The sequence below is a fragment of the Rhodococcus sp. T2V genome, from assembly GCF_029269925.1.
Taxonomy (GTDB): Bacteria; Actinomycetota; Actinomycetes; order Mycobacteriales; family Mycobacteriaceae; genus Rhodococcus_F; species Rhodococcus_F koreensis.
The window spans coordinates 1-19,916 of the sequence record NZ_JARJBD010000114.1; the positions used below are offsets into that span (position 1 = coordinate 1).

The following is a 19,916-nucleotide window of genomic DNA, read 5'->3' on the forward strand; positions in this document are numbered from 1 at the left end:
CCGAACACCACAAACTTGACTCAATAATCCGGCTACGCCATCTTTAGCTACCTAGCGCCGGCGCCACCGCGATCACCGCGGGCCCGCGCCGGCGCACGCGGCCCGGGTCAATCGGGTGCTTCGTCGCCGGCGTCGTCCGGGATGGTGTCCGTCCGCTCGGCCGCGGTGTCGGGCGCTGACTCAGGTCGGTGTTTCTCGGCGACTCGCTCCTCGATATCGTCGACCACCTCCGACAAATCCTTCCGGTATTCGGCCGCCTCGTTGTCCTCCGGTGTGCTCATGTTCGTATCCTCCTTCCGGTGGTAACTGGTGGCCGCGCGAATGGCGTGATTTTTCCGGCACGGTGTGGACAATTGCACGCTGACACCGCATCTTCACAAGATGTGCAGCGAACCGACCGGCTCGCGCACTGCAGATCCGGCGTAGTCCGGTTTCGACCCCCGTTCCTGGGTTACCCGATCATCATGAACGACCGAAACACCGAGCCCAGCGAATCGGAAAAGCCCTACGATCCGGCGACCGATCCCGACGCCGACCCGGAGAACCTCACCTCGACGACCCATCAGCCCAACCAGGCCGAAGGCGCCGACGACGAAGACCAGAACGAGCGATGACATCGGCGATGAACCCACCGACAGCAATCCTCGTCCGGGCGCGATCGCTGGTCACGCCCCGCACGTGAGATGGGCGGTGGCCGTCGACCGGCGGTGAACCCCGCCGAAAAGTGAAGCGTCTTCCTGCGGCACGGCAGTCCCCGCGAGTACCGTCGTGTCTGCCGCACACCGAGGCGCGGCACCGCCCGGACGAAACCAGGATGCGCCTGGACCGACGGGTGTCGGTCCGTCGGCCGGCCACAACACATTTCGGGTGTGCGGCCGGCGGGCCCGGACCCAGACGTTCGGCGCCGTCGGCCACCGAGCTCGCCGCCCGCCCGAGGTCGCCGACTCCCGACCGCCATCGGTAACGACGGCATCGACATGGGTCGTGCAACCACGAGGTATGCAGGGCATCGAGTCCGCACCTGCCGATGATCCCGGCCACGGTCCCGGACCTACGGCCGTCGACACCCACGGCCGTCGACCGGATGCCACTATGAGATCGGCGCGATGCCGTGTTCGCACGGGGGTCGATGCCTCGCAAAGATTCCTCCGCGTCGACCACGGACCCGGCTGTCGGGACCAGATGATCGTCGGCCCCCGCAGCCGGTCACCAGGGGCGGCGGACCGCCACGGTGGGTACGACCGGTTCGACGTCGGCGCTCCGGTCCCGGTCGCCCGGGGTCCGGTGGTCCATACGGTCGAGGTGCGATTTGATCCATTCGGTGCTGGCCGGGGTGAACGCGGCCGGATCGGCGGAGGTGTCGGTCATGAAAACCGGGCCCTTCCTAGTCGGGTCTCGTCGCCGGGTGCGGGCCCCGGTGACGCCGTCACCGACCACGGTACGGCCGTGGCCGCCGATTGCAAGAGCAGGCGGGGGGACGACGAGACGAGCGATCCCGCCGCACCCGCTCCCAGGGTGCAGAGTGTCGCCCTGCCATACGGCACGTGCTCCGACCGTCGCGATCACCGTCCACTTCTCGACGCTGTGGACGGGGGTCCGGCGACGCGACGGCTCCGGCCGCTGTTGCACCGCACGAACCGTTCGAATGCGAGCTTCAGGGTCGAGACAATCAGTAACTCCACCGGACACCTCCATCTCCCCGTTCATTGCTCTAGCAGACTTCCCTCACGGCCGGTGAGCCCGACGGTCAAGAGGGTAGGGTCCGCAGCATGCAGGACAAGCCAGTGAAGGTTCAGGCGCGCAACGTCCGCCAAGGCGATCTTGTGGTGGGGAGCCGAACGTCCCCCATCACGCACGGCGCCTTGATCAAGGACACGTGGCGCGACGGAAACAACCGGGTTGTAGCGGTCGTTGACGCCGGTAGGCGTACCTGGACACCACGCCAAGAGATCTATATTTTTCGACCTCAGTGACCTGCGGTGCCGGCCCAGCTGGCCCGGTTGCTCTGGTGCTGGCACGGACAGCATCGCCCGCTGCGGCCGAAGTGAGCAAGGCAGACGCCGCACCTGATCGCGCGACAGCCGGCTCGGGCGCCGAATTACGGAACAGTCCGGGCGTGGCCACCGGGATGCACGCGATTCGGCCCACACCGTCATTGTTCCCGCCCACACCCGTCGACCGTGCAACAATACCTACCCGCCGGCGGGGCCATCCGCCAAGCCCCCGCAGGTTCCCTAGACGTCCCGCGGCCGTGTCGGTCGCCTCACCGCATGACCGGACTCCCTCCCGCGCTGACGCAAGTCAATCCTCGCGTGAGGACGACTAGTAGCCGATTGACGGCAGCCACGCGTCCCGGGGCTCGTTGTAGAGCCCGATGGTCATCAGCGTCGACTGCTGGACAAGCTTCAGCCCGGCGTCGAAGCACCAGGCCATGAGGCGGGTATTGCGGGAGGGTACGAGGAACCCGAGGCCGGTGAATTCGTCGGCGCCGGCCAGCAGTGCGATGACGTCGTCGTCGGTCTTGCCCACCGCGTGCCAGGTGTAGCCGAAACCCGTCGCGTAGCCGGTGATCCGGCCGCCACGCTCGACCACGCGGGCGGTTCCGACATCGACCCAGTGCTGCAGCTCGCCGTGGCGGTCGTGGCCGTGCACCTGCCGGCAGATCTGGACGCACGCGGCGATGTCGTCCGGTGTCGCCGGACGCACGACCGCGCCGGTAATCGTGGACTCGCGTGGCGTTCCCTGGAAGACGGACAACAGCTCACGCACGGCGAAGCCGAGCTTGGCGTACAGGGAGAAGGACCGGCAGTTGTACGCCATTTGTACCAGCCGCACACCGGCGACGTCGCGCTCCTCCGACCGCCGAAGCAACGCCTGCATCAGCGCACGGCCCGCCCCCGCGCCCGCAGCCACCGGGTCAACGGCCACCGGCCCGACGCCGACGATCTTGCCGCGCTCGTCCTGCAAGGCGCTGCCGACGATTCGGCCGTCACGCTCGGCCACCAGGCCGCAGATGCCGTCGATGGCCAGCATGACCGTGATCTGGAAGTCGACGAATTCGGGTGTGCCCACTTCGATCGGAAGTGATGGCGAGCGCCTCGAAGGCGTCGAACATGATGCGCCCACACATCTGGGCGTCGTCCGGTGTCGCCTCGCGGAGCTTCAGCTCGGTCATTGACTTATCGTCGCGCTCGAGCAGCCCACAGTTGTCCCAGTGACGGATCCGCTCACGGTGCGGCTACCTCCATCCGAGGTCTGCGATCTGGGACGGCAGCTTTCTGTCCTCAACTCGAGGCAGGGCGCCTTCTTCCTGCTCGTTTCGCGGGTAGCCTCTCACCGAGAGTCGAACTTGCCTCGGAGAGTGTGGCAGACGGGGAAGAGGTCGCGCCGCCACACCGTGAGGCGCACTGGTCAGTTCGTTCGTGCCCCAGCTCGAATGGCAATGGCAATGGACAGTCAGGGGCTCGGGTTGACCGCATGAACGGTCCCGGTGGACGGGGTTACTCCGCGCGGAAACAGGTGAAACGAGAGGCTCTCCGGATCATCGGGGCAGCGGAAACACAGTCGGTGATCATCGAACCAGGCGAACCATTCCTCCCACGAAATGTGCTCGAAATAATGACCCGACCGAGCCCCGAGGAAGTCGACGAGCAGAACCTCCGCCGAGCACACCGACCCGGTGTCCGGCACCCGGGCAGGGGCACCGCGATGCAGCTGGATCCACCGGCGGATCTCGTCGTGATCGACGGTGTCACACACCCGCATACTCATCCGCGCCTCCGCATTGTGGTCCCCCGGACAACCCGTGGGGGGTGTTTCCCGGAAAATCCGACTGTCACCAGGTAGTTGTCGAGTGCCCCGCCCCACGGGCCCGAAACGTCGAGGACCGGTCACGACTAGCCTTACGAACAGGGCATCCCACATCCCACCCGCGATGGCCATGGCGCTGTTCGTCGGGTCGTGCCCGGAATGCGGTGCGGTGCGGGCCAAGCCGCCCCGGCGAGCCCCGGCCGCCTCGGGGCAGGCAGTGCGTAACGCCCCTCCACGACATCGACACGTCCTGCGTATGAGCGAGTCCGGTCGGTGGACCGCATCAAGCTCCGAGACGGCTCCCACGAGCACGGACGGAGCTTGGCTCTCGCTGACCGGGGCACACTCGAAGTCATGAGTACGGACGATCCCCTGCCCACCCCCTGCGAGCCTCACACATCCGACGAGGTCGCCGCCCGACCGACGACTGACACCGTTCGGCCTTCTCCGAGAGGCCGTTCGGGACAAAATTGGGCGTGGATTCGGAGCAGGTTTTCGGTGGTGGTGAGCCGCAACGAGTGGGCAGCTTCCGCTTCTACCTGGACGGACAACGGTGGGAATGGTCCGACACCGTCGCCCACATGCGCGGCTACCAGCCAGGCGAGGTCACCCCGACCACCGAACCGCTGCTCTCCCACAAACACCCCGAGGACCACCCGCACCTGGACCGGCTGATCACCGACGCCGAACCGTCCAGCAGCAAACACCGCATCATCGACACCACCGGCACAATCCACCAGGTCGTGGTCGTCGGCGACCGCCTCCGCGACGACACCGGTGCCGTGATCGGCACGACCGGCTTCTACATCGACATCACCGACTCCCACCGCAACGACGTGAACGACTCCGTCGACGAAACCGTCGTCGCCCTCGAACAATCGCGGGCGGCGATCGAGCAGGCAAAAGGCGTCCTGATGCTGGTCTACGGCATCACTGCCGACCGCGCGTTCGACATCCTCACCTGGCGCTCGCAGGAAACGAACACCCGGCTCCGCATCATCGCCGAACGAATCGTCGCCGCATTCGGCGAACTCGCCCCCGGCACCGGACTGCGCACCAGGTTCGATCACCTGCTGCTCACCGCCCACCAATCAGTCCGCCGACCGCAGTAGCGGGACGGCCCCGGCCTGGGAAATGCGTTACGAAACCGGTCTGAGGATCTGCAGATTGAGGTGATTGCGGCTCGGCATCGAGCTTCGGGCGTCTCGCCTGGTCACTGCTCAGGGCCAGAGGGATGGCTGCCATACCGCGGACAGCAAACGCCCAGGGTGCTCTACGTTCTGGCCGCACACACCAGACAAGCCTTTCGCGACCACTTCGGCAACGGCCACTGCGTCGGGTCGACGTGCGCCTGCTGCTCCATCCCTCGCGTCGACCGCCCGCACACAGTTTCCAGCTCGTTCCACGACCGACCCTGAGGATCGGGCCAGTGCACGGCGTGCACGTGACCCGTCGTCACCACTGCGGGGACGTATCTGCCCCCGTAGGACGGGTCATCGTGCGCCGTCACCTGAAGCGCCGTGCAATAACTGGGCATGATTCAACAGTAGGCCGGTCATCGACCGTGGGATCCTGTCCGGCATCGAGCCCTACAACTGCTGCTTCGCCGGCGGAGTAGCAGCACAACGGCCCTTGTCGTCGACGGATCCCTCTGACACCGGATTGCGTGGCCGCGATGCGGGTGCCGGAGGCCTTGGTGGTGAACGACCCTCATTTTCCACCGGGATTTCGAGGGACCCGATCGGGACGAGTGCCGAGAAGGACTACTGCGCCAGTTGTTCTCCGGTCACCAAGAAGATCACCCGGCGGCCGACCACCACGGTGTGGTCACCGAAACGTTCGTAGAACCGGCCGAGCAACGTCGCGTCGACCGCGACAGTGACGCTGTCGGTCCACGCCGGGTCCTGAATCAGATCCAACAGCCCGGGTACTGTCTGTCACCCGTTCCCGTCGCTTCCGTCCATGGACGGGGCCTGTCCATCTCCGTCGGCGGGGATCTCGTCGTCTGCCATCACGATGGCGGAGCCGCGCCGGTATCGGCGAGTCCTGTGGTACGACAGCATTTCTCCGTCCAGATCCAGCACTATCTCGTACAGTGCGAGCATGTCCGCCGACGGCGGAATGTGCCGGTCGTCGAGCACCTCCACTTCCACCGCCCAGCCCTCCTCGGTCGGCAGCACCGCCGTCACGCCCTCCGACTGCTTTCCGATCAACACCTCGATGTCACGCAACGCGGCCGCAGCGGCCGCCGCTGCCGACACGGGCGGGGGATGGGCCACCATCGCAAACCATCTCCTTCTCCTTCGTGAGCATCGGCTGTGAGCTGGCCATATACCCATCCTTCACCGTATGCAGAGCAGCCACCAGGGCACCGGCCCCGAGGCCGCCCAGCCGTCGGACACGCGAACCAACCGTTCGGGTCGGTACCGCACCGACTCGCCCTGCAACTGGCCCGATCTCGCCCCCCGGTGCGTGCCGGAGCGAGGGGTACAGGACCTTTGCCCCTACCCACAGGGTGTTGTTTCTGACATCGTGCAGATCGAGGACACCGCGCGCCGTCGCGTTCCGCCCGTCCGGAGGTAACTCCGGGGTCAGGACGTTCGCGGTCGGTTCTCGGTGGACGGTGCCGGCTCGCCGGGACAGGGAGTGAGCGACCATGGCGCAGGGCACGGTGAAGTGGTTCAACGGCGAGAAGGGCTTCGGATTCATCAGCCCGGACGACGGCAGTGCGGACCTGTTCGTCCAGTTCTCCGAGATCCAGTGCAGCGGGTACAAGTCGCTGAAGGAGAATCAGCGGGTCGAGTTCGAAATTACCCGGGGACAGAAGGGGCTGCAGGCCCAGAATGTGCGCCCCGCCTGAGCCGATCGGCCCCGCGCCCGGGGTTCGTCGAGCGGGCACCGGACCGTCGGACAGGATGAGCCCGATGGCCGACGATGACGACGAAGGACGGATTCATCGGTGGACGCCCCTTCCTGTGCGGATCGAGGCGGTGGAACACTTCGCGGACTGTGCCGAACACATGCTGACCGTCGGCGACCTGAAGTGGGCCGACGTCGAGCAGGACTACCGGTTGCTGGCCGTCAACATTTCCCTTCGCCGCCAGCAGGAAAGCCTGCGAGCAGCCCTCCTGCTCAGCCGCCACGACTTGGGTCATCTGGCCGTGGCGTTTGTGCGCGCCGCCGTCGACGACGTGATGTATCTGCGGTTCTTCGCGTCTCTCGACCTGGACCGGTCCCAGGAATTGTTCGTGTGGATCGGCAACTTCGACACCCTGCGAGCGCTGCTCGCTCAACGCAACTACATCGGGGACAAGGAAATGGCACGGCTGTGGTACCCCAAATACTTCCTCGACTGGGCGGTAGCCAAGAGCGATGAAACCAAGGCCGTGCTGAGGGTGCTGAAGAAGCAGTACGGGTGGCCCGGCGGTCTCCTACCGACCGGGGTGTGGGTCGCAGACCGTGCCGGGCAACGCGAGCTGTACGACTACCTGTCCGCGGCATCGATCCGGGCCCTGCGCTTCTCCGCCGGCGAGATCATGCGCCGCGGCTGGATAGAACCGACCGGGAAGCTGGTCACCGACAAGCCCGCGTTTCGCGAGCACCTCGCCTGCTTCGCCCTCGACCGGCTGTGGCGGCTGTACCTCGACACCTGGCAGGTCGCCGTACCGATGCTGGAGCGGGCCGGAATCAGCAACGACCACGTCCTTCGCAACGACGACATGATCACCGCTCTCGCACGTCTGCGGGAGACCGGATCGGTTCCTCTCGTCCACGCCCACGAGTGGAATCTGCCCCCGACGACCCCTTCGACCTGACAAGACGACACCCAGCGCAGCCATCGTTCGGCATCCGCACGTGAGGACGCCGAACGCTCGGAGGAGATGCCCGTTGACGAGCATGAGTGCACTTTTGGCCTGCGCGATCACTGACCGCGACTTTCGAGTTCGGCGACGGCCCCGGTGAGCGCCGCGGTGAATTCGCGGAGGTCGGTCTCCCACGTGTCGGTGGTGTTTGCCGCTGAACGGCTCGCCGGCGTGGATGCTCTTGACGAAGAGTGCAGTGACCTGCGCTTGGTCCTCTGAATGCTTGTGAGAGAGCGCAAGTTCGGTGGTGGGGGGTGATTTCGCCCGGTTGGTAGCCGTGCATCCGAGCGACGGAATCGGCCATTCCCCAGCGCGGGCCGTCGAGGTAGAACCGAAAACTCGCCCTGTGAGGCGCATTCGAGCCGAGGAACTCCCACTGCCCACCGCTGCACCCACTGCCCGTAGTAAGACCAACTCCGCCTCGGACGCCACTTGCCACAGCATGCGAGCACGCACGCACATCGGAGCGCACACAGATGCGCTGTCGACGGGAGTCGAGCTTCCCGATCTCCCCCTTGCAGGTCGTTCGTTCGCTGGGCCCTGATTCAACCGACTGACGGCGATAACGGCGTGGCTCACGCATCCGGAGGAGGCCGGAGGTCTGCCCTATCTTCGCGTGACGATGTGTGCCACACACAACACGCACTCGACTACGCCTGACACATCCCCGCAGACACCGCGACGATGGGGTCAATCGAGTTCCAGATCGCTTGGCAGCGCCTCCGGGTGAGTTCGTCGGAGTCGGCGAGGAGGGCGTCGAACAGCGACCGGGGGCAGGCGTACCAGCACTGCACGAGTGCTTCGATCTCGTGTGCGGCAAGGAGGCCGGAGTGGGCGGCCGGGACGACCCAGTCGTCGAACTGGCATTGCCGGATCCGTGCTATCGCGTCGAGGTCGAGTGGCTCGTCGCTGGTGTCGATGGAACACATCGCCGCGACCAGGTCTTGGAGCTTCCGTATGCGGATAGGCATGGTGGCCTGGCCTGTGCCGCCGGTATCGCGCACCGACTGTTCGGTGGACATGGCGCATGCACCTCCACCGATCGATTATCCGCAACGGGGTTCTTGTAAACGCTGGGGGTGAGCGTCCTGGGATTGACGCACCGGGCACGTCGTACCGGGACTAACTGAACACCTGGGGGAGGACGAATGAGGATCGGTCGATGTCGTCGCGCTGCGCTGTCCGGTCGGGGTGGCAACCTCCTGCGCGGAGTGCGAGACTTGGGCGCGTGAGATATCCCGCCGCCCAGCCTTGACCCAGTTCGCAGCGTTCTCTCGCCGTCCGCGTGGTCGGCTACATGTCCACGCGCGATCTCATTCCGCTCTACGGTCTCTACGACCTGTTGTTCGCCGACCACGGACTGAGTGTCGGTCAGATGTCGTCGCTGTTCGTCATCTGGTCGGTGGTGTCCTTTTTCGCCGAGGTGCCGTCCGGTGCCTGGGCCGACACCGTGTCCCGACGTGGCCTCCTGATATTCGCGTCCGTGCTGTACACGGCCGGATTCACGGTGTGGATCCTGGTGCCGTCGTACGCGGGGTTCGCGGCCGGATTCGCGTTGTGGGGCATCAGCGGCGCCATCTCGTCGGGCACGTTCGAGGCGCTGCTGTACGACGCACTCGTGGCGCGGGGCGCTGCCGCCGACTTCGCGAGATTGCTCGGCTACGCGAACTCCGGCGCCATGGTGTGCAATCTTCTCGCGACACTGAGCGCGGCACCGCTGTACGTTCTCGGCGGATATCCGCTGGTGGGGTGGGTCAGCGTCGGCGCGACCGTGATCCACGGCTGCTTCGCCGTGCTGCTGCCCGCGGCCCCGAAGGTCAAGGAGGCGGACGAGACCCGCGAGGTCGCGGACGACCACGGCGGACTCGCCGACCGGTACGCCAGGATGCTGCGGGCGGGCCTCGGCGAGGTGACGCGCGAGACGGTCGTCCGGCGCGGCGTGCTGCTGTCGGCAGTGCTGATCGCGTTCCTGGCGTTCGACGAGTACTTCGGGCTGCTGGCGCGCGACGGCGGAACATCGACGGCCGCCGTACCGCTGCTCGTCGCGATCACGGTGAGCGGACAGGTGGTCGGCACCGCCCTCGCCGGACGCACGGCGTCGATGCGGGCCGTGACGATGGGCCGGGCGGTCGCCGTCGCCGCGATCCTGCTCGGCGGGGGAGCGCTGCTCGGCGGCGTCGCCGGATTCCTCGCCATCGGCGTCGGCTACGGCATCCTCGGCAACGCGATGATCATGTCCGAAGCGCGCGTGCAGGACGCGATCACCGGACCCGCCCGCGCCACCGTCACCTCGGTCGCGGGACTGTTCGGTGAGGTCGCCGCGGTGCTGATCTACGCCGGCTTCGCCGTCGGATCCCTGTGGCTGTCGGTCACCACGCTCGTCGCGACCCTCGCCGTTCCGGTGCTGCTGTCAGCGATCCTCGTACGCCGGTGGCTGCCGCCGATCCGAACCGATGCTCCCACTGCTGGGTGAACGAGAACGAGCCGTGCGGATACACCCGGGACGCGAAACACCGACAAAGTGCTGCCACACGATCACCGCCGGCACAGAGCAAAAGAACCCCACCAACAGACCCGCGCACACCCCCAGCGAAATCCGCAAACCCTTCCCCGACCCCGCCGGTGTCACCTCGTCCACACGGACGTTTACGGACGATCAACTTCGTCGCCGTCGCCCGGCGGATCCCCAGCACGCCCCCGGGCCGTTTCCAGGCCCCAGGCAGGCCACCGCTGGGTCAGCGGGACCGTTCGACGAAACCCACGTCCCCGATCCAGGCCCATCCCCGTCAGAAGGGCGTTCAGCGCCTCCGCCTCAGTACCCAGGATCCCCCGCGCCGCCACGGGCGGGACCTCCCGCCGACAGCAGGTGGTGCACGCGGATCACGGTCGCCCCACGGTCTGCGTCCAGGCTTGGACGGCGCAGCGTCGTCCCGATCAGCCGCGACCGTCGCCGAATTCCTCAAGGCCCGCAAGCCAACTCCGGGCGCGACCAAGTGCCACGTCCCTGTCCGCGTCGTAGGCGTCGGGCCACTCGATCCCGCAATTGTCGATACGGCCGAGAATCTGAGTGGCAGTGACGATCCCGTCCTCCACCAGAGCCGCCACGAACACGCGGTCCTTCTCGCGACCAGCGATGGCCTTGGACGCACACAGGTCCACGGGATCGAGACAAAACCCCGTCCGCCCGTATTCCGACCCGTCCTCGACCTTCACCGCGACCAGCCGGTTGTCCCATTGCCTCGGCAGTACCACCACGTCCTTGTGGATCCCCTCGACGTACACACCGAAAGCCTCATGAAACGGTGAGCCTTCACCAAGCCGCCCGTTGAGCATGAGGATCTTTTCCACCACCGCCGGCGACGCCGGCGCGTCGATACCGCTCCGCGGAAACACATCGACCTCACGCGACAACGTCGCGTACTCCGGCAACTCCGTCTCGTCATAGGACCCGAGAATCGACTGGGAGCCGAAGACAACCACCTGCCCTCGTCGAGGTTCGCGCAGGCCGCCCTGATGACCTGCTCGAGCTCCCCGCGGTTCACCTCAGGAGGAGCTCACGCAGATCATCGAGGACCTTCATGCGTTCATCCTCGGTCAGCAGCACGTGCAACGGGGAAAGGTTACGCATCTCGTTCCCAGCCTCGTCGTCCGACTCGACGACCCGACGAAGCGTCTCGACGTCGTTGTCCTCGACGATCTGTTCCCACCGATCCAGGAAGTCGGTGAAATACGGGCTGCGACTCACATGCTCACGGACACTCTGAAGACTGCGGCGAACGCGGACGGTGTCGAGGGACAGATGCTCGCGCTCGACCTTGTCCAAGATGGCGGTCTGCAGGAGCTTCTGACGGGTGACCTTCATGTTGACGACCGTCATCTCTCGCTCCCTCCTCGCTCAGGCCAACCACCGCTGCGGTCGGTGCCCACAGTGTACGGGTCCGACCACCGTTTACCCAGGTCACCCCACGCACACGCAGCGACGACCCGAACACCATCCGCCGATCCGAACAACAGCTCACAGCAGACCCTCCGCGCTACCGCGATCATCCCCGCAAGCGTGAACGTCGATGGCCGCGGTCCGGTGGCCTGGTGCGAGCCACCCGCGTGCAACGCACACTCCGGGACTTCTCCAACCAGTGGGGCGATGTTCTGTGAAGATGCAGCAGCGAGTCGACGTAGGCCGCTCGGCCACCGAGGTCAGCTCGTTCGTGTCGACCGCTACGATCTCGGCGTGCACTCCCAGCGGCTCGCCACACCGGTCGGCCGAGATGGAGCCGGCCCGGGTGCGCGTACCCCTCCCACCCATGCCCTTTCGTCCATGTCGATGGGCCAACCCGGATGCTGAAAACGACCCCCTATCGATTGCACGAGAGGCTTGTGAAATGCCGCGTTTCTACACCGTCGATCGACGGGGAACCCTGCACTAGGGACAAACCCTCGGACTCACCCGGTACGACGATGTGCACCCCCCACATCTGCAACGACACCTCGACGTGCTGTTCCCCGACGGCGTTGCAGCCCACGGTGAAAACAACTTCGTCAACGCAGATGTGCTCTTCCAGGTCACCGACCACTCCATCGAGCTGATCTGGGAAAACGTGCGTCGTGCGCACTACCCGACCGCGCCCTCTCGCTTCCAATCCGTCTTCGCCGTGGACACACTAGAACAAGCCCACGCCTTCCGCACCGCATTCGACCCAACGGGCACCGCGACGATCTGGCAAGTGGAGACCACACACGACGGCTTCCGGGCAAACATGGATCTGCTTCGTACCCACGGCACCGCCCTGATGACCTCGTACCACGCCCACTGCTATTGGTCCCAGCAGAACCCAGACCACGAGGTACCCGTGACATGGGAGATCCTGCTACCCCCACCTGTCCACGTAGTCGGTCCAGCCGAGTAGTCAGAACCGTTGTCTATCACGAGTTTCACACGCCGGTGCCGATGAGCGGCCGACGCCGAGAACCCGGCAACCTCGACCGACAGGTCACTCCAGGTGCGCCCGCTCGCCCTTGTGCGCGGCCACAATTGGTGGCCGACACGCCGCACCACCCATCCGCGACCACCGCCACCTGCGCCGCGGCCGGAATTCGTGACGACCAGTGGCCGAACCGAGGCCTACTCAGGTGAGCACACCCAGCCCCAGGCACGACGTGTGACGACGAGATACCTTCCCCGCCTGACTTCCCAGCCGTGTCGATGGACTCCGACCGCCCGCAGGTCAGCGGCGGAAGTTCGACCGCTCGTCGGACTGCATCGCCACAACCGCGGCGAACGCGGTCAGCAACAACATCATCAGCAACAGCACATTCACGGATGTCTCCCCCTCGTTTCAGCGTGCACCCGACGGACCGGCCGGACGGCGGTCGGCGAACATGGCCTCGACCCTCGACTTGATCTCCGCGGTGCTCATCGACCCACCACCGCGGGGCGGACGTGCGGCGATCGGGACAGTCCGGAGCGTCGAGACTGTAGGCAAGGCATCCTCTTTCGTCGAAGGTCCCCGGCGAGAGGAACAGTCACGGCGTGATGGCTGTGCTCCCCCGTCACCGATGATGTGAACTGCTTCACAATCACTGGCTCATGAAGTTGTACACCACAACGGAGAACTGCGCCAATCCACCTGTCCGACAAAATCTTCGACAACTACTACCTACTTGCCGGTAGGTACCTCCGTGCCGTTCCCACTCGGACCGACACGACCGCGAGATGCCCCCCGTCCGTCCCGGCACCGGGGCGGTCGGTGCACCCCCGGTATGCCGAATCGGCGAAATAACCGTGCGCCTGCCTGCCGGTTCAGCTCGCGTGCGCGTGCCGGCGTTCGGGGAGCTGGGTCAGTAGCTGCTCCCATTCGGCGAACCGGACGGCGTCCGGGATGCGCCGACGGGGCGGGGATCCGGCTGCGAGGTCCACCAGGTTCCGGGCGGCACCGAGGACGGTCAGGTGATGACGGCGGGATACGTCGAGGAGTTCGTCGAAGGCCTGGGCGTCACTGCAGCGGCGAGCGGCGATCAGGATGCCCTTCGCGGTGGCCAGAAGTTCGCGACCATCAGGGCGCCGACGGGGAATCAGGCGCGTCGGGGCGGGCACAGGGGCGAGGGATGCTTCTGCAGCGTCGTCGATCATGTGGTGTGTCCTTCGCTCTCGCGCATCGACCAGAACGGTGCCGATGTGCCGGCGACCATCCGAACGGCCATGAATGTGAGTCACATCACTGTCGATACCTGACCATTCTTAGCACACCGGTCCGCTACCTGCTGTCGGCACAGACGTCCGGAAGCGGTCGCCACGGGGTGCGGCGATGCCGCCGGTCAGGAGGGCAGCCAGGTCAGACTGCAACTCCCCCGACGGCATCTTGACGCCGCTGACCTGCGAGGCAGACGATGCCGACCATGACTGGCGACGACGAAAGCCTCCAGGTCGAACAGGGTCATCGAGCGGTTGATCGCCCCGTATCCGTCTGTCCGGCCGACATCGAACACACCGTGCAGATCAACCACAAACGCTTCGCCAACGGCCGAGCCGCGAGTTCGTGCCGCTGCCGGTCGAGAAGGCGGCCCGACGGGACCTCGACAACCACCCCGCTCCCCGCATCCGCGGTCACCGCATCCGACGCCGCGATGCCCGGTGAACGCGGGCCGAGGCCTCGACCACAGCTACCGGCCGACCCCGGCCGGTGTCCATCGCCACGGAGGCCGCCCAGCTCTCAGGGGTTCGCTACGCGCCCGGAATCCGGGGCGGTGTCGGCCGCGGCGCGGCCGCCGGCGGTCTCCGGCACAAGGGTGCGCGCCTTCACCGCCAGGTCCGGCAGACCCAACACCCCGCCCCTAACCGCAGACCCACGCCGGGGCTACCAGAGCCAGTTCCTCATCCACCAACACCACCGGACCGGTGGGATACGCGACCCGGGCCACGAACCGGGCGATCTCGCCGGCGGTCAGGATCTTCCCGAGCGGCGGCGTGGTTGCTGCATCCCGGTCATGGCATCTCCCCCATTGTCGATAATCGTCGCGATCGACCCGCAGGCATGTGACGGTGTGCCGTTTCGGGCACCTCACGGCCTCGCGTGAGGTGTCGTCAGGCCTTCGGGTCAGGGAGCCTCAACATGCAACGATGCCACTCAACGAGGTCGCGTCGATGACGGTCGAAAAGTCGAGGACCCCACCGTTGGCCTCCCGCACCGTCGCGGGCGGGTACCCTGCGGCACGATCGCTCGTCACAAGCGGTAGGCGTTCCCGGCAGGCGACGGGTGGCGGTTCAGATACCTTCCGTGCCCGAGGTGTCGGGCAGGCCGTTCGGACGCGTGCGCTTGAGTTCGAAGAACGCGGACACGGGTGCGAGAGTGCGCAACCCGTCCCAAAGAGCAAGGCCGTCTTCCCCATTCGGCATGTTGTTGAGCACAGGGCCGTAAAAGCCCTTCTTCTTGCCGTTCTCGAGCTTGAATACGATTATTGGAACACCGGAGTTCTCACCGACGGCGGCGACGGCCGAGTGCGTCTCATCTCGCAGGTACGCGTCCCAGGACGTCTCGTCGGCAGCCTGCGCAAGGCCGGTGGGCAGCCCCTCAGCTGCCAGCACCTGCGCGATGAGCGCGTCGTCGTACCCGCGGCCGTCGACGTGGTAAGGACGTCCGAACGCGGAGTACAGGTCGATAACAGCGGCGCCTTGCTTTGCGGCGGCCGCGATCACGCGGTGGACCCGGTGCGCGGGTCGATGCAGGTCACCGTGAGAGGTCTTGTCGGAGCCGCCGTTTGCGATTTCGTCGTTCTTCTCGGCGAGGCTGAACGGGCGCCACGTAACTTCGAGGTCGCGCTCGGCCGCGACCTGGAGCAGCCACCGGCTCGTGATCCAGCAGAACGGGCAGGACGGATCGAAGTAGAACTCGAGTCGCTGCATACACCCAACGTAACAAGGGATCGTGGTCGTCGGCGACCACATGTTCGACGACAGCGGGGGCGGTGATCGAGCAGGCCGAGCGCTCGGTCGATCATCTCCGCGACATCTTCACCGATGCAGAACTGTGTGTGGAGCATTCGTCCGTGGAGCATTCGTCCCCGCCGGGGCCGACAAGGGTGCCGCTGTGTGGGTGGCGCGGATCGGGGTACCCGCGTGTCATAGCCGCCCGCTCGGACGCGGCGGCAGTCTTACTCCGCGGAGGGCAGTTGTCATGACCGTTCAGCCTCCGAACCCTGATCCGGCGAACACCCCTGATCTCGAGTCGGGCGGCGGTGTCCGCCCCGGTTCGACCCCTCCGGATTCCGCGCAAACGTCCGGGCTGTCCGAGCACGAACCGCGCACCAGTTGGTCGTTTCCACCGACAGGTGTGGCCACGATGGTGGTCATCGGTGTGATCGTCGTGGTCTTCGTGGCGATCGCGGTCCTGCTGGTGCTCGACATCGTGGGAGTCTTCGACTGATTCCTCGGTGTCCGTCGATCGTCCTGGTCGGCATGGGGAGAGAGCTCCCTTCGATGAGTCTGGCGATCCGTACCAGTAGGCGTACCCGCGAGGACGTCCGCCTAAATTGCGGTCCTCCACCGCGCTGTTCGGGCCGTCGTTTGAGGCGACATCTCCAGGGGTAGGCGAAGGAAATACGTGTACCACGGTGCACGCGAGAATCCGCATTGCCGACAAGGAGGATGAACGAATGGTTGACGACAAGTCGGGACCGGCCGAGGGCGTCAAGGGCGTGGTCGAAGACGTGAAAGGCAAGGCCAAGGAGGCGGCAGGCGCCGTCACCGGCCAAGACGACCTGACTCGAGAGGGGCAGGCGCAGCAAGACAAGGCCCAAGCCCAACGGGAGGCGGCGCAGAAGGAAGCGGCGGCCGAGAAGGCACGCGGTGAGGCCGAAGTCCACGAGCAACGCGAACGCGCCGAGCAGGACAGATAGAGTTCACCCGTGAAGACGGTCCCGCCCTGCCCGGTAGCGTCAATCATTTTCTTTGACAATGAGTTTGGTGAGTCGCGTCGACATCGTTATTAACTCTCACGGAAGGACTGGATGATGGCCGAGACCAAGAAGGAATTCGTCGCACGTCGCCTTGACGAAGTGATCCGCGAATGGGAGGCGGACGCCCCGGCCGGCGGTCCCGGATCCGAGGGATCGGAGGGGCCGCTGGTGACAGCGCAGCGTCATCGGGCCGAAATCGACACCGCGACCGACACCCGCATCGACGAGATCGCCGACGCGTATCCTCAGATCGCGCAGGCATGGTCGTCGCGGGGAGCCTAGAGGCCCAGTAACCGCGCCCGCGGCGGCCGAAGCACCTCACCGCAGACCGCGGTCGACGACCTGCTGGCCTGGGCCGCCCGTCACTTTCCCGGCGCCACACCCACCCACCGCTGGTCGGCGCAGGACTACTCCTCACTGAGCGGGCTCCCCTACGTCGGCCCACTGATTCCCGGCAGCGACGGCATTCGTCGCGACCGGGAACTCTCCACGGCGTCGCCGCCGCTCTCGTCCTCGCCGGACGCATTCTGGGTGGCCGCATGCGGTGGGCCGAGGCTTTCCAGAGCTATTCGCCGACGCAGCTTTTCGACCTTCCCGCGGCAGTGCGGGCGAACGGTGAGGTCGCGATGGAGATGGGCCGCGGACTGGGTCGACGCACTCGCGGGGCGACAACGCGGGAAGGGCCGGGCCCGCATCGTGCGGGAGGGGTTACTGTCCGTCGGCGAGTACACGTCGAACGGTCACACCGAGCGCGTCTGCGCCGTCTGCCCGCATCTCGGTGGCGTGCTCCGCTGCAACGATGCGGAGGATTCGGGGGACTGCCCGCTACACAGGTCCCGATTCCCGACCGCCGGAACACTTCTCGAGGGTCCCGCGACCACCGATCTCCGACGACTCTGATTCTCATCCCGATTGACCTCCGGTCACCCGGGTACCCGTCTGTGTGCCCACGAGAGGAAGGAAGTATTCATGACATCGGCACAGACACTGCGCGGCCGCACGGTCGCGATCCTGGCCACCGACGGCGTCGAGGAGGTCGAACTCCTCGAACCCCGGAAAGCCGTGGAGGGCGCCGGCGCAGAGGTGCGGCTGATCTCGCTGTCCCCCGGCAAGATCCAGGCCATGAACTCGGACGTGAACGAGGCCGGCACCTACGCCGTCGACGCCGTCGTCGGTGAGGTGTCCGTCGGCGACTTCGACGCACTGATCCTGCCCGGCGGCACCACGAACCCCCGACCACCTCCGAATGGACGAGTCGGCCGTCGGATTCGTCCGCGACTTCGTCACCTCGGGCAAACCCGTGGGCGTGATCTGCCACGGCCCCTGGACACTCGTCGAAGCCGATGTCGTGCGCGGCCGCACCCTCACCTCGTATCCCAGCGTGCGCACCGACATCCGCAACGCCGGCGGCAACGTGGTCGACGAGGAAGTGGTGGTCGACAACGGGCTGGTGTCGAGCCGCAACCCCGGCGACCTGCCCGCGTTCTGCGCGACGATCGTCGAGGAATTCGCCAAGGGCCGCCACCCGCAGTGACGTCGTCGGGACGGTCATCTGGCTTTGCCGTCACCATCGCGGGTGTCCACGTCGCGGGACTCGCGGCGATCGGTGGACAGCTCGATCAGGGTGTGCGGGGTATCAGGGCGTGCGGGGTTCGGGTAGCGTGCTGACCAATGCCGCCGACCTATGCCGCTCATATCGTGACCGGCGACGCTGTGGATCTCGGCGGTGCCGAGATCCTCGTGACGACGTCAACCGGCAACAACACCGGCGGTGACCTCATTGCCAGCTACCCTCCGACCGCACAGGTGTCCCCCGAGGACGTCCTGTCCGCCAACGGGTGGCGAGTTGTCGACGGTGCCATCTCCGAGGTCGAGGGAGGCTACCGGATCGTGGCCGTCGAGGCCGTCAACTGGGAACAGATCATCGAGCACGTGAGATTCGCCCGGGCACAGGCAAAGTTCGAGGCGACCCGCCGGGACCGTGCCTGGCGAGACGCTCTCCAAGGTGCGATGCTCGCCGGGGGTTCAGCGACCCGACTCTCCACGGCGGCAGGGGTCAGCCGAGAGCGCGCCTACCAGATTCGTGATGGCCGCCGCTGAATTTGACCCGACCGGCACAACTCGGAAGATCCGCGACGATCGATCGCTGCCGCGGTCCGGTGCCGGATCATCGATCCGACGATCACGACGCGTCCACTCCCCTGTCCGCACCTCCCGACGACACGGCGCGGAAAATACCCACCGGTCGACGTCGTACCCCAATCGAGAGGGAACGCAGAGGACCGAAGTGGAGGCAGATCGACGAGTCAGGTTGTGCGGCGGGTGGTGTGGGTGGCCGCGCACATCGGGCACCACGTCACCTCACCGACGATCCACCCGTTCGTGCGTGCAAAGTCGACCGCCTCGGCCTGCCCGGCGACGGCCGCGTCGAAGGTGTGCTCGCACAGATCGCACCGCAGCGTCCATCCACCCCCGGCTTCGGATCGCACCCATGTATGAACGGTCATGTCATCGCCGCGATTTCGGCACTGTTCCCCCGGCATGACCCCTCCACACGGCCGCGGTCACGGAGACAAACGGCCTGGAGGGGGTTGCTCGCTTCGTCGATTCTCACGCAGACCATCACTCTGCGTCGGTGCCGGGGACGGACTCGGTGGTGGGCGGGGCCGGGTGGTCGTGGACCACGTGTTCCCACCAGGACTCGAGTGGGCTGGGTTCGGGCCACACGATCGGATCGGTGACCGGCGACACGCTCTCGTCTGGACCGGTGCGGTCTTCGGTGGTGTCCGTCGACGGGTCGGTCTCACGCATGATCGTGGGCATCCTGGTGCGTCAGCTCGCGTGTGCGCGGGCGCGTGCGGGAAGTTGGGTGATCAGCTGTTCCCATTCGTCGAATCGGACGGAATCGGACCGGCGGCGGGGTGCGGGTCCGGCAGCGAGGTCGACCAAACCCCGGGCGGCACCGATCACGGTCAGGTGATGACGGCGGGAGACGTCGAGGAGTTCGTCGAACGCCTGGGCGTCGCTGCAGCCGCGGGCGGCGATCAGGATTCCTTTCGCGGTGGCGAGGAGTTCGCGGCCGTCCGGGCGGCGGCGGGGAATCAGGCGCATCGGGGCCGGAAGCGCAGTGCCAGGTGTTTCGGTGGCGTCCTCGATCATGCGGGCGTGTTCCTTTGCTCTCGTGCATCGACCGGGATCCGCCGGTGTGCCGACCGAACCCGTGAAACGAACACTGTGAGTCAGGTCACTCGATGCCTGATCAGTTCTAGCACACGCCACGGACCGGCTATC

At 66.3% G+C, this 19,916-nt stretch carries 26 protein-coding genes and 1 pseudogene; 12 read left to right on the plus strand and 15 right to left on the minus strand.

Translation table 11 applies throughout. From position 1 onward, the window contains the following. Positions 1 to 107 precede the first annotated feature (107 nt). Positions 108 to 281: a hypothetical protein gene (locus P3H15_RS46690; RefSeq protein ID WP_276143544.1), complete on the minus strand. Its 174-nt coding sequence runs from the start codon at positions 279 to 281 to the stop codon at positions 108 to 110. A gap of 183 nt (positions 282 to 464) precedes the next feature. Between P3H15_RS46690 and P3H15_RS46695 the strand changes: the two genes are divergently transcribed. Further along, a complete protein-coding gene (locus tag P3H15_RS46695) occupies positions 465 to 614 on the plus strand; it encodes a hypothetical protein (RefSeq protein ID WP_276143545.1) in 150 nt (49 codons plus the stop codon). 592 nt (positions 615 to 1,206) lie between these two features. Here P3H15_RS46695 and P3H15_RS46700 read toward each other — a convergent pair. The 3 genes from P3H15_RS46700 to P3H15_RS46710 form a co-directional block, all read right to left on the minus strand. Continuing rightward, positions 1,207 to 1,368, minus strand: a complete 162-nt coding sequence (locus P3H15_RS46700; RefSeq protein WP_276143546.1) for a hypothetical protein — start codon at positions 1,366 to 1,368, stop codon at positions 1,207 to 1,209. 954 nt (positions 1,369 to 2,322) lie between these two features. Further along, positions 2,323 to 3,072, minus strand: a complete 750-nt coding sequence (locus tag P3H15_RS46705) for a GNAT family N-acetyltransferase (protein ID WP_276143547.1) — start codon at positions 3,070 to 3,072, stop codon at positions 2,323 to 2,325. A 384-nt stretch (positions 3,073 to 3,456) separates the two neighbouring features. After that, positions 3,457 to 3,771, minus strand: coding sequence for a hypothetical protein (locus P3H15_RS46710; protein WP_276143548.1), 315 nt, complete (start codon positions 3,769 to 3,771; stop codon positions 3,457 to 3,459). 515 nt (positions 3,772 to 4,286) lie between these two features. On the opposite strand from P3H15_RS46710, the gene P3H15_RS46715 reads away from it, so the two are divergent. Then, positions 4,287 to 4,922, plus strand: coding sequence for a PAS and ANTAR domain-containing protein (locus P3H15_RS46715; RefSeq protein WP_276143549.1), 636 nt, complete (start codon positions 4,287 to 4,289; stop codon positions 4,920 to 4,922). Between the two features lie 651 nt (positions 4,923 to 5,573). Here the strand turns inward: P3H15_RS46715 and P3H15_RS46720 are convergent. Beyond that, on the minus strand, positions 5,574 to 5,729 hold the full coding sequence (locus P3H15_RS46720; protein WP_276143550.1) for a hypothetical protein: 156 nt from the start codon (positions 5,727 to 5,729) through the stop codon (positions 5,574 to 5,576). An 18-nt stretch (positions 5,730 to 5,747) separates the two neighbouring features. Then, positions 5,748 to 6,092: a gas vesicle protein GvpO gene (gene gvpO, locus P3H15_RS46725; RefSeq protein ID WP_276143551.1), complete on the minus strand. Its 345-nt coding sequence runs from the start codon at positions 6,090 to 6,092 to the stop codon at positions 5,748 to 5,750. 374 nt (positions 6,093 to 6,466) lie between these two features. Between gvpO and P3H15_RS46730 the strand changes: the two genes are divergently transcribed. Beyond that, positions 6,467 to 6,670, plus strand: a complete 204-nt coding sequence (locus tag P3H15_RS46730; RefSeq protein WP_276143552.1) for a cold-shock protein — start codon at positions 6,467 to 6,469, stop codon at positions 6,668 to 6,670. Between the two features lie 64 nt (positions 6,671 to 6,734). After that, positions 6,735 to 7,625 carry a hypothetical protein gene (locus P3H15_RS46735; RefSeq protein WP_276143553.1) on the plus strand — a complete coding sequence of 297 codons (891 nt, stop codon included), beginning with the start codon at positions 6,735 to 6,737 and terminating at the stop codon, positions 7,623 to 7,625. A gap of 698 nt (positions 7,626 to 8,323) precedes the next feature. On the opposite strand, the gene P3H15_RS46740 is transcribed toward P3H15_RS46735, so the two are convergent. After that, complete coding sequence (locus P3H15_RS46740) at positions 8,324 to 8,695, minus strand: hypothetical protein (RefSeq protein ID WP_276143554.1); 372 nt, start codon at positions 8,693 to 8,695, stop codon at positions 8,324 to 8,326. A 263-nt stretch (positions 8,696 to 8,958) separates the two neighbouring features. On the opposite strand from P3H15_RS46740, the gene P3H15_RS46745 reads away from it, so the two are divergent. Further along, positions 8,959 to 10,146 carry an MFS transporter gene (locus P3H15_RS46745; protein ID WP_276143555.1) on the plus strand — a complete coding sequence of 396 codons (1,188 nt, stop codon included), beginning with the start codon at positions 8,959 to 8,961 and terminating at the stop codon, positions 10,144 to 10,146. A 461-nt stretch (positions 10,147 to 10,607) separates the two neighbouring features. On the opposite strand, the gene P3H15_RS46750 is transcribed toward P3H15_RS46745, so the two are convergent. Then, positions 10,608 to 11,153, minus strand: coding sequence for a hypothetical protein (locus P3H15_RS46750; protein WP_276143556.1), 546 nt, complete (start codon positions 11,151 to 11,153; stop codon positions 10,608 to 10,610). Between the two features lie 58 nt (positions 11,154 to 11,211). Continuing rightward, on the minus strand, positions 11,212 to 11,550 hold the full coding sequence (locus P3H15_RS46755; protein WP_276143557.1) for a hypothetical protein: 339 nt from the start codon (positions 11,548 to 11,550) through the stop codon (positions 11,212 to 11,214). A 616-nt stretch (positions 11,551 to 12,166) separates the two neighbouring features. Between P3H15_RS46755 and P3H15_RS46760 the strand changes: the two genes are divergently transcribed. Beyond that, entirely contained in the window at positions 12,167 to 12,580 is a 414-nt protein-coding gene (locus P3H15_RS46760; protein ID WP_276143559.1) for a DUF2441 domain-containing protein, read from the plus strand. Positions 12,581 to 13,009: 429 nt separating this feature from the next. Here the strand turns inward: P3H15_RS46760 and P3H15_RS46765 are convergent, their stop codons facing one another. From P3H15_RS46765 to P3H15_RS46775, 3 genes are all read right to left on the minus strand, one after another. Next, positions 13,010 to 13,156, minus strand: coding sequence for a hypothetical protein (locus P3H15_RS46765; protein WP_276143560.1), 147 nt, complete (start codon positions 13,154 to 13,156; stop codon positions 13,010 to 13,012). Between the two features lie 317 nt (positions 13,157 to 13,473). Further along, complete coding sequence (locus tag P3H15_RS46770) at positions 13,474 to 13,803, minus strand: ANTAR domain-containing protein (RefSeq protein ID WP_276143561.1); 330 nt, start codon at positions 13,801 to 13,803, stop codon at positions 13,474 to 13,476. Positions 13,804 to 14,934: 1,131 nt separating this feature from the next. Continuing rightward, positions 14,935 to 15,573 carry a DsbA family protein gene (locus P3H15_RS46775; protein ID WP_276143562.1) on the minus strand — a complete coding sequence of 213 codons (639 nt, stop codon included), beginning with the start codon at positions 15,571 to 15,573 and terminating at the stop codon, positions 14,935 to 14,937. 271 nt (positions 15,574 to 15,844) lie between these two features. On the opposite strand from P3H15_RS46775, the gene P3H15_RS46780 reads away from it, so the two are divergent. The 6 genes and pseudogenes from P3H15_RS46780 (at position 15,845) to P3H15_RS46805 (ending at position 18,725) form a co-directional block, all read left to right on the plus strand. After that, positions 15,845 to 16,093, plus strand: coding sequence for a DUF6480 family protein (locus tag P3H15_RS46780; RefSeq protein WP_276143563.1), 249 nt, complete (start codon positions 15,845 to 15,847; stop codon positions 16,091 to 16,093). 229 nt (positions 16,094 to 16,322) lie between these two features. Next, positions 16,323 to 16,565, plus strand: a complete 243-nt coding sequence (locus P3H15_RS46785; protein WP_276143564.1) for a CsbD family protein — start codon at positions 16,323 to 16,325, stop codon at positions 16,563 to 16,565. Positions 16,566 to 16,679: 114 nt separating this feature from the next. Continuing rightward, positions 16,680 to 16,907 carry a hypothetical protein gene (locus tag P3H15_RS46790; RefSeq protein WP_276143575.1) on the plus strand — a complete coding sequence of 76 codons (228 nt, stop codon included), beginning with the start codon at positions 16,680 to 16,682 and terminating at the stop codon, positions 16,905 to 16,907. 414 nt (positions 16,908 to 17,321) lie between these two features. Further along, a complete protein-coding gene (locus P3H15_RS46795) occupies positions 17,322 to 17,525 on the plus strand; it encodes a Rieske 2Fe-2S domain-containing protein (RefSeq protein ID WP_276143576.1) in 204 nt (67 codons plus the stop codon). Between the two features lie 69 nt (positions 17,526 to 17,594). Continuing rightward, positions 17,595 to 18,159, plus strand: a pseudogene (locus tag P3H15_RS46800) (type 1 glutamine amidotransferase domain-containing protein). A gap of 164 nt (positions 18,160 to 18,323) precedes the next feature. Next, positions 18,324 to 18,725 carry a hypothetical protein gene (locus P3H15_RS46805; protein WP_276143565.1) on the plus strand — a complete coding sequence of 134 codons (402 nt, stop codon included), beginning with the start codon at positions 18,324 to 18,326 and terminating at the stop codon, positions 18,723 to 18,725. Positions 18,726 to 18,931: 206 nt separating this feature from the next. Here the strand turns inward: P3H15_RS46805 and P3H15_RS46810 are convergent, their stop codons facing one another. From P3H15_RS46810 to P3H15_RS46820, 3 genes are all read right to left on the minus strand, one after another. After that, on the minus strand, positions 18,932 to 19,132 hold the full coding sequence (locus P3H15_RS46810; protein WP_276143566.1) for a hypothetical protein: 201 nt from the start codon (positions 19,130 to 19,132) through the stop codon (positions 18,932 to 18,934). A gap of 115 nt (positions 19,133 to 19,247) precedes the next feature. Beyond that, complete coding sequence (locus tag P3H15_RS46815) at positions 19,248 to 19,436, minus strand: hypothetical protein (RefSeq protein ID WP_276143567.1); 189 nt, start codon at positions 19,434 to 19,436, stop codon at positions 19,248 to 19,250. 21 nt (positions 19,437 to 19,457) lie between these two features. Next, positions 19,458 to 19,784 (minus strand): ANTAR domain-containing protein, encoded by a 327-nt coding sequence (locus tag P3H15_RS46820; RefSeq protein ID WP_276143568.1) that lies wholly within the window; start codon positions 19,782 to 19,784, stop codon positions 19,458 to 19,460. Between the last annotated feature and the right edge of the window lie 132 nt (positions 19,785 to 19,916).

Coding starts and splice junctions, on each gene's coding strand:
- P3H15_RS46740 (WP_276143554.1), bottom strand. CDS start 8,695: ATGTCCACCGAACAGTCGGTGCGCGATACCGGCGGCACAGGCCAGGCC.
- P3H15_RS46820 (WP_276143568.1), bottom strand. CDS start 19,784: ATGATCGAGGACGCCACCGAAACACCTGGCACTGCGCTTCCGGCCCCG.
- P3H15_RS46815 (WP_276143567.1), bottom strand. CDS start 19,436: ATGCGTGAGACCGACCCGTCGACGGACACCACCGAAGACCGCACCGGT.
- P3H15_RS46690 (WP_276143544.1), bottom strand. CDS start 281: ATGAGCACACCGGAGGACAACGAGGCGGCCGAATACCGGAAGGATTTG.
- P3H15_RS46775 (WP_276143562.1), bottom strand. CDS start 15,573: ATGCAGCGACTCGAGTTCTACTTCGATCCGTCCTGCCCGTTCTGCTGG.
- P3H15_RS46730 (WP_276143552.1), top strand. CDS start 6,467: ATGGCGCAGGGCACGGTGAAGTGGTTCAACGGCGAGAAGGGCTTCGGA.
- P3H15_RS46770 (WP_276143561.1), bottom strand. CDS start 13,803: ATGATCGACGACGCTGCAGAAGCATCCCTCGCCCCTGTGCCCGCCCCG.
- P3H15_RS46780 (WP_276143563.1), top strand. CDS start 15,845: ATGACCGTTCAGCCTCCGAACCCTGATCCGGCGAACACCCCTGATCTC.
- P3H15_RS46810 (WP_276143566.1), bottom strand. CDS start 19,132: ATGACCGTTCATACATGGGTGCGATCCGAAGCCGGGGGTGGATGGACG.
- P3H15_RS46700 (WP_276143546.1), bottom strand. CDS start 1,368: ATGACCGACACCTCCGCCGATCCGGCCGCGTTCACCCCGGCCAGCACC.
- P3H15_RS46735 (WP_276143553.1), top strand. CDS start 6,735: ATGGCCGACGATGACGACGAAGGACGGATTCATCGGTGGACGCCCCTT.
- P3H15_RS46755 (WP_276143557.1), bottom strand. CDS start 11,550: ATGACGGTCGTCAACATGAAGGTCACCCGTCAGAAGCTCCTGCAGACC.
- gvpO (WP_276143551.1), bottom strand. CDS start 6,092: ATGGTGGCCCATCCCCCGCCCGTGTCGGCAGCGGCGGCCGCTGCGGCC.
- P3H15_RS46790 (WP_276143575.1), top strand. CDS start 16,680: ATGGCCGAGACCAAGAAGGAATTCGTCGCACGTCGCCTTGACGAAGTG.
- P3H15_RS46710 (WP_276143548.1), bottom strand. CDS start 3,771: ATGAGTATGCGGGTGTGTGACACCGTCGATCACGACGAGATCCGCCGG.
- P3H15_RS46785 (WP_276143564.1), top strand. CDS start 16,323: ATGGTTGACGACAAGTCGGGACCGGCCGAGGGCGTCAAGGGCGTGGTC.
- P3H15_RS46695 (WP_276143545.1), top strand. CDS start 465: ATGAACGACCGAAACACCGAGCCCAGCGAATCGGAAAAGCCCTACGAT.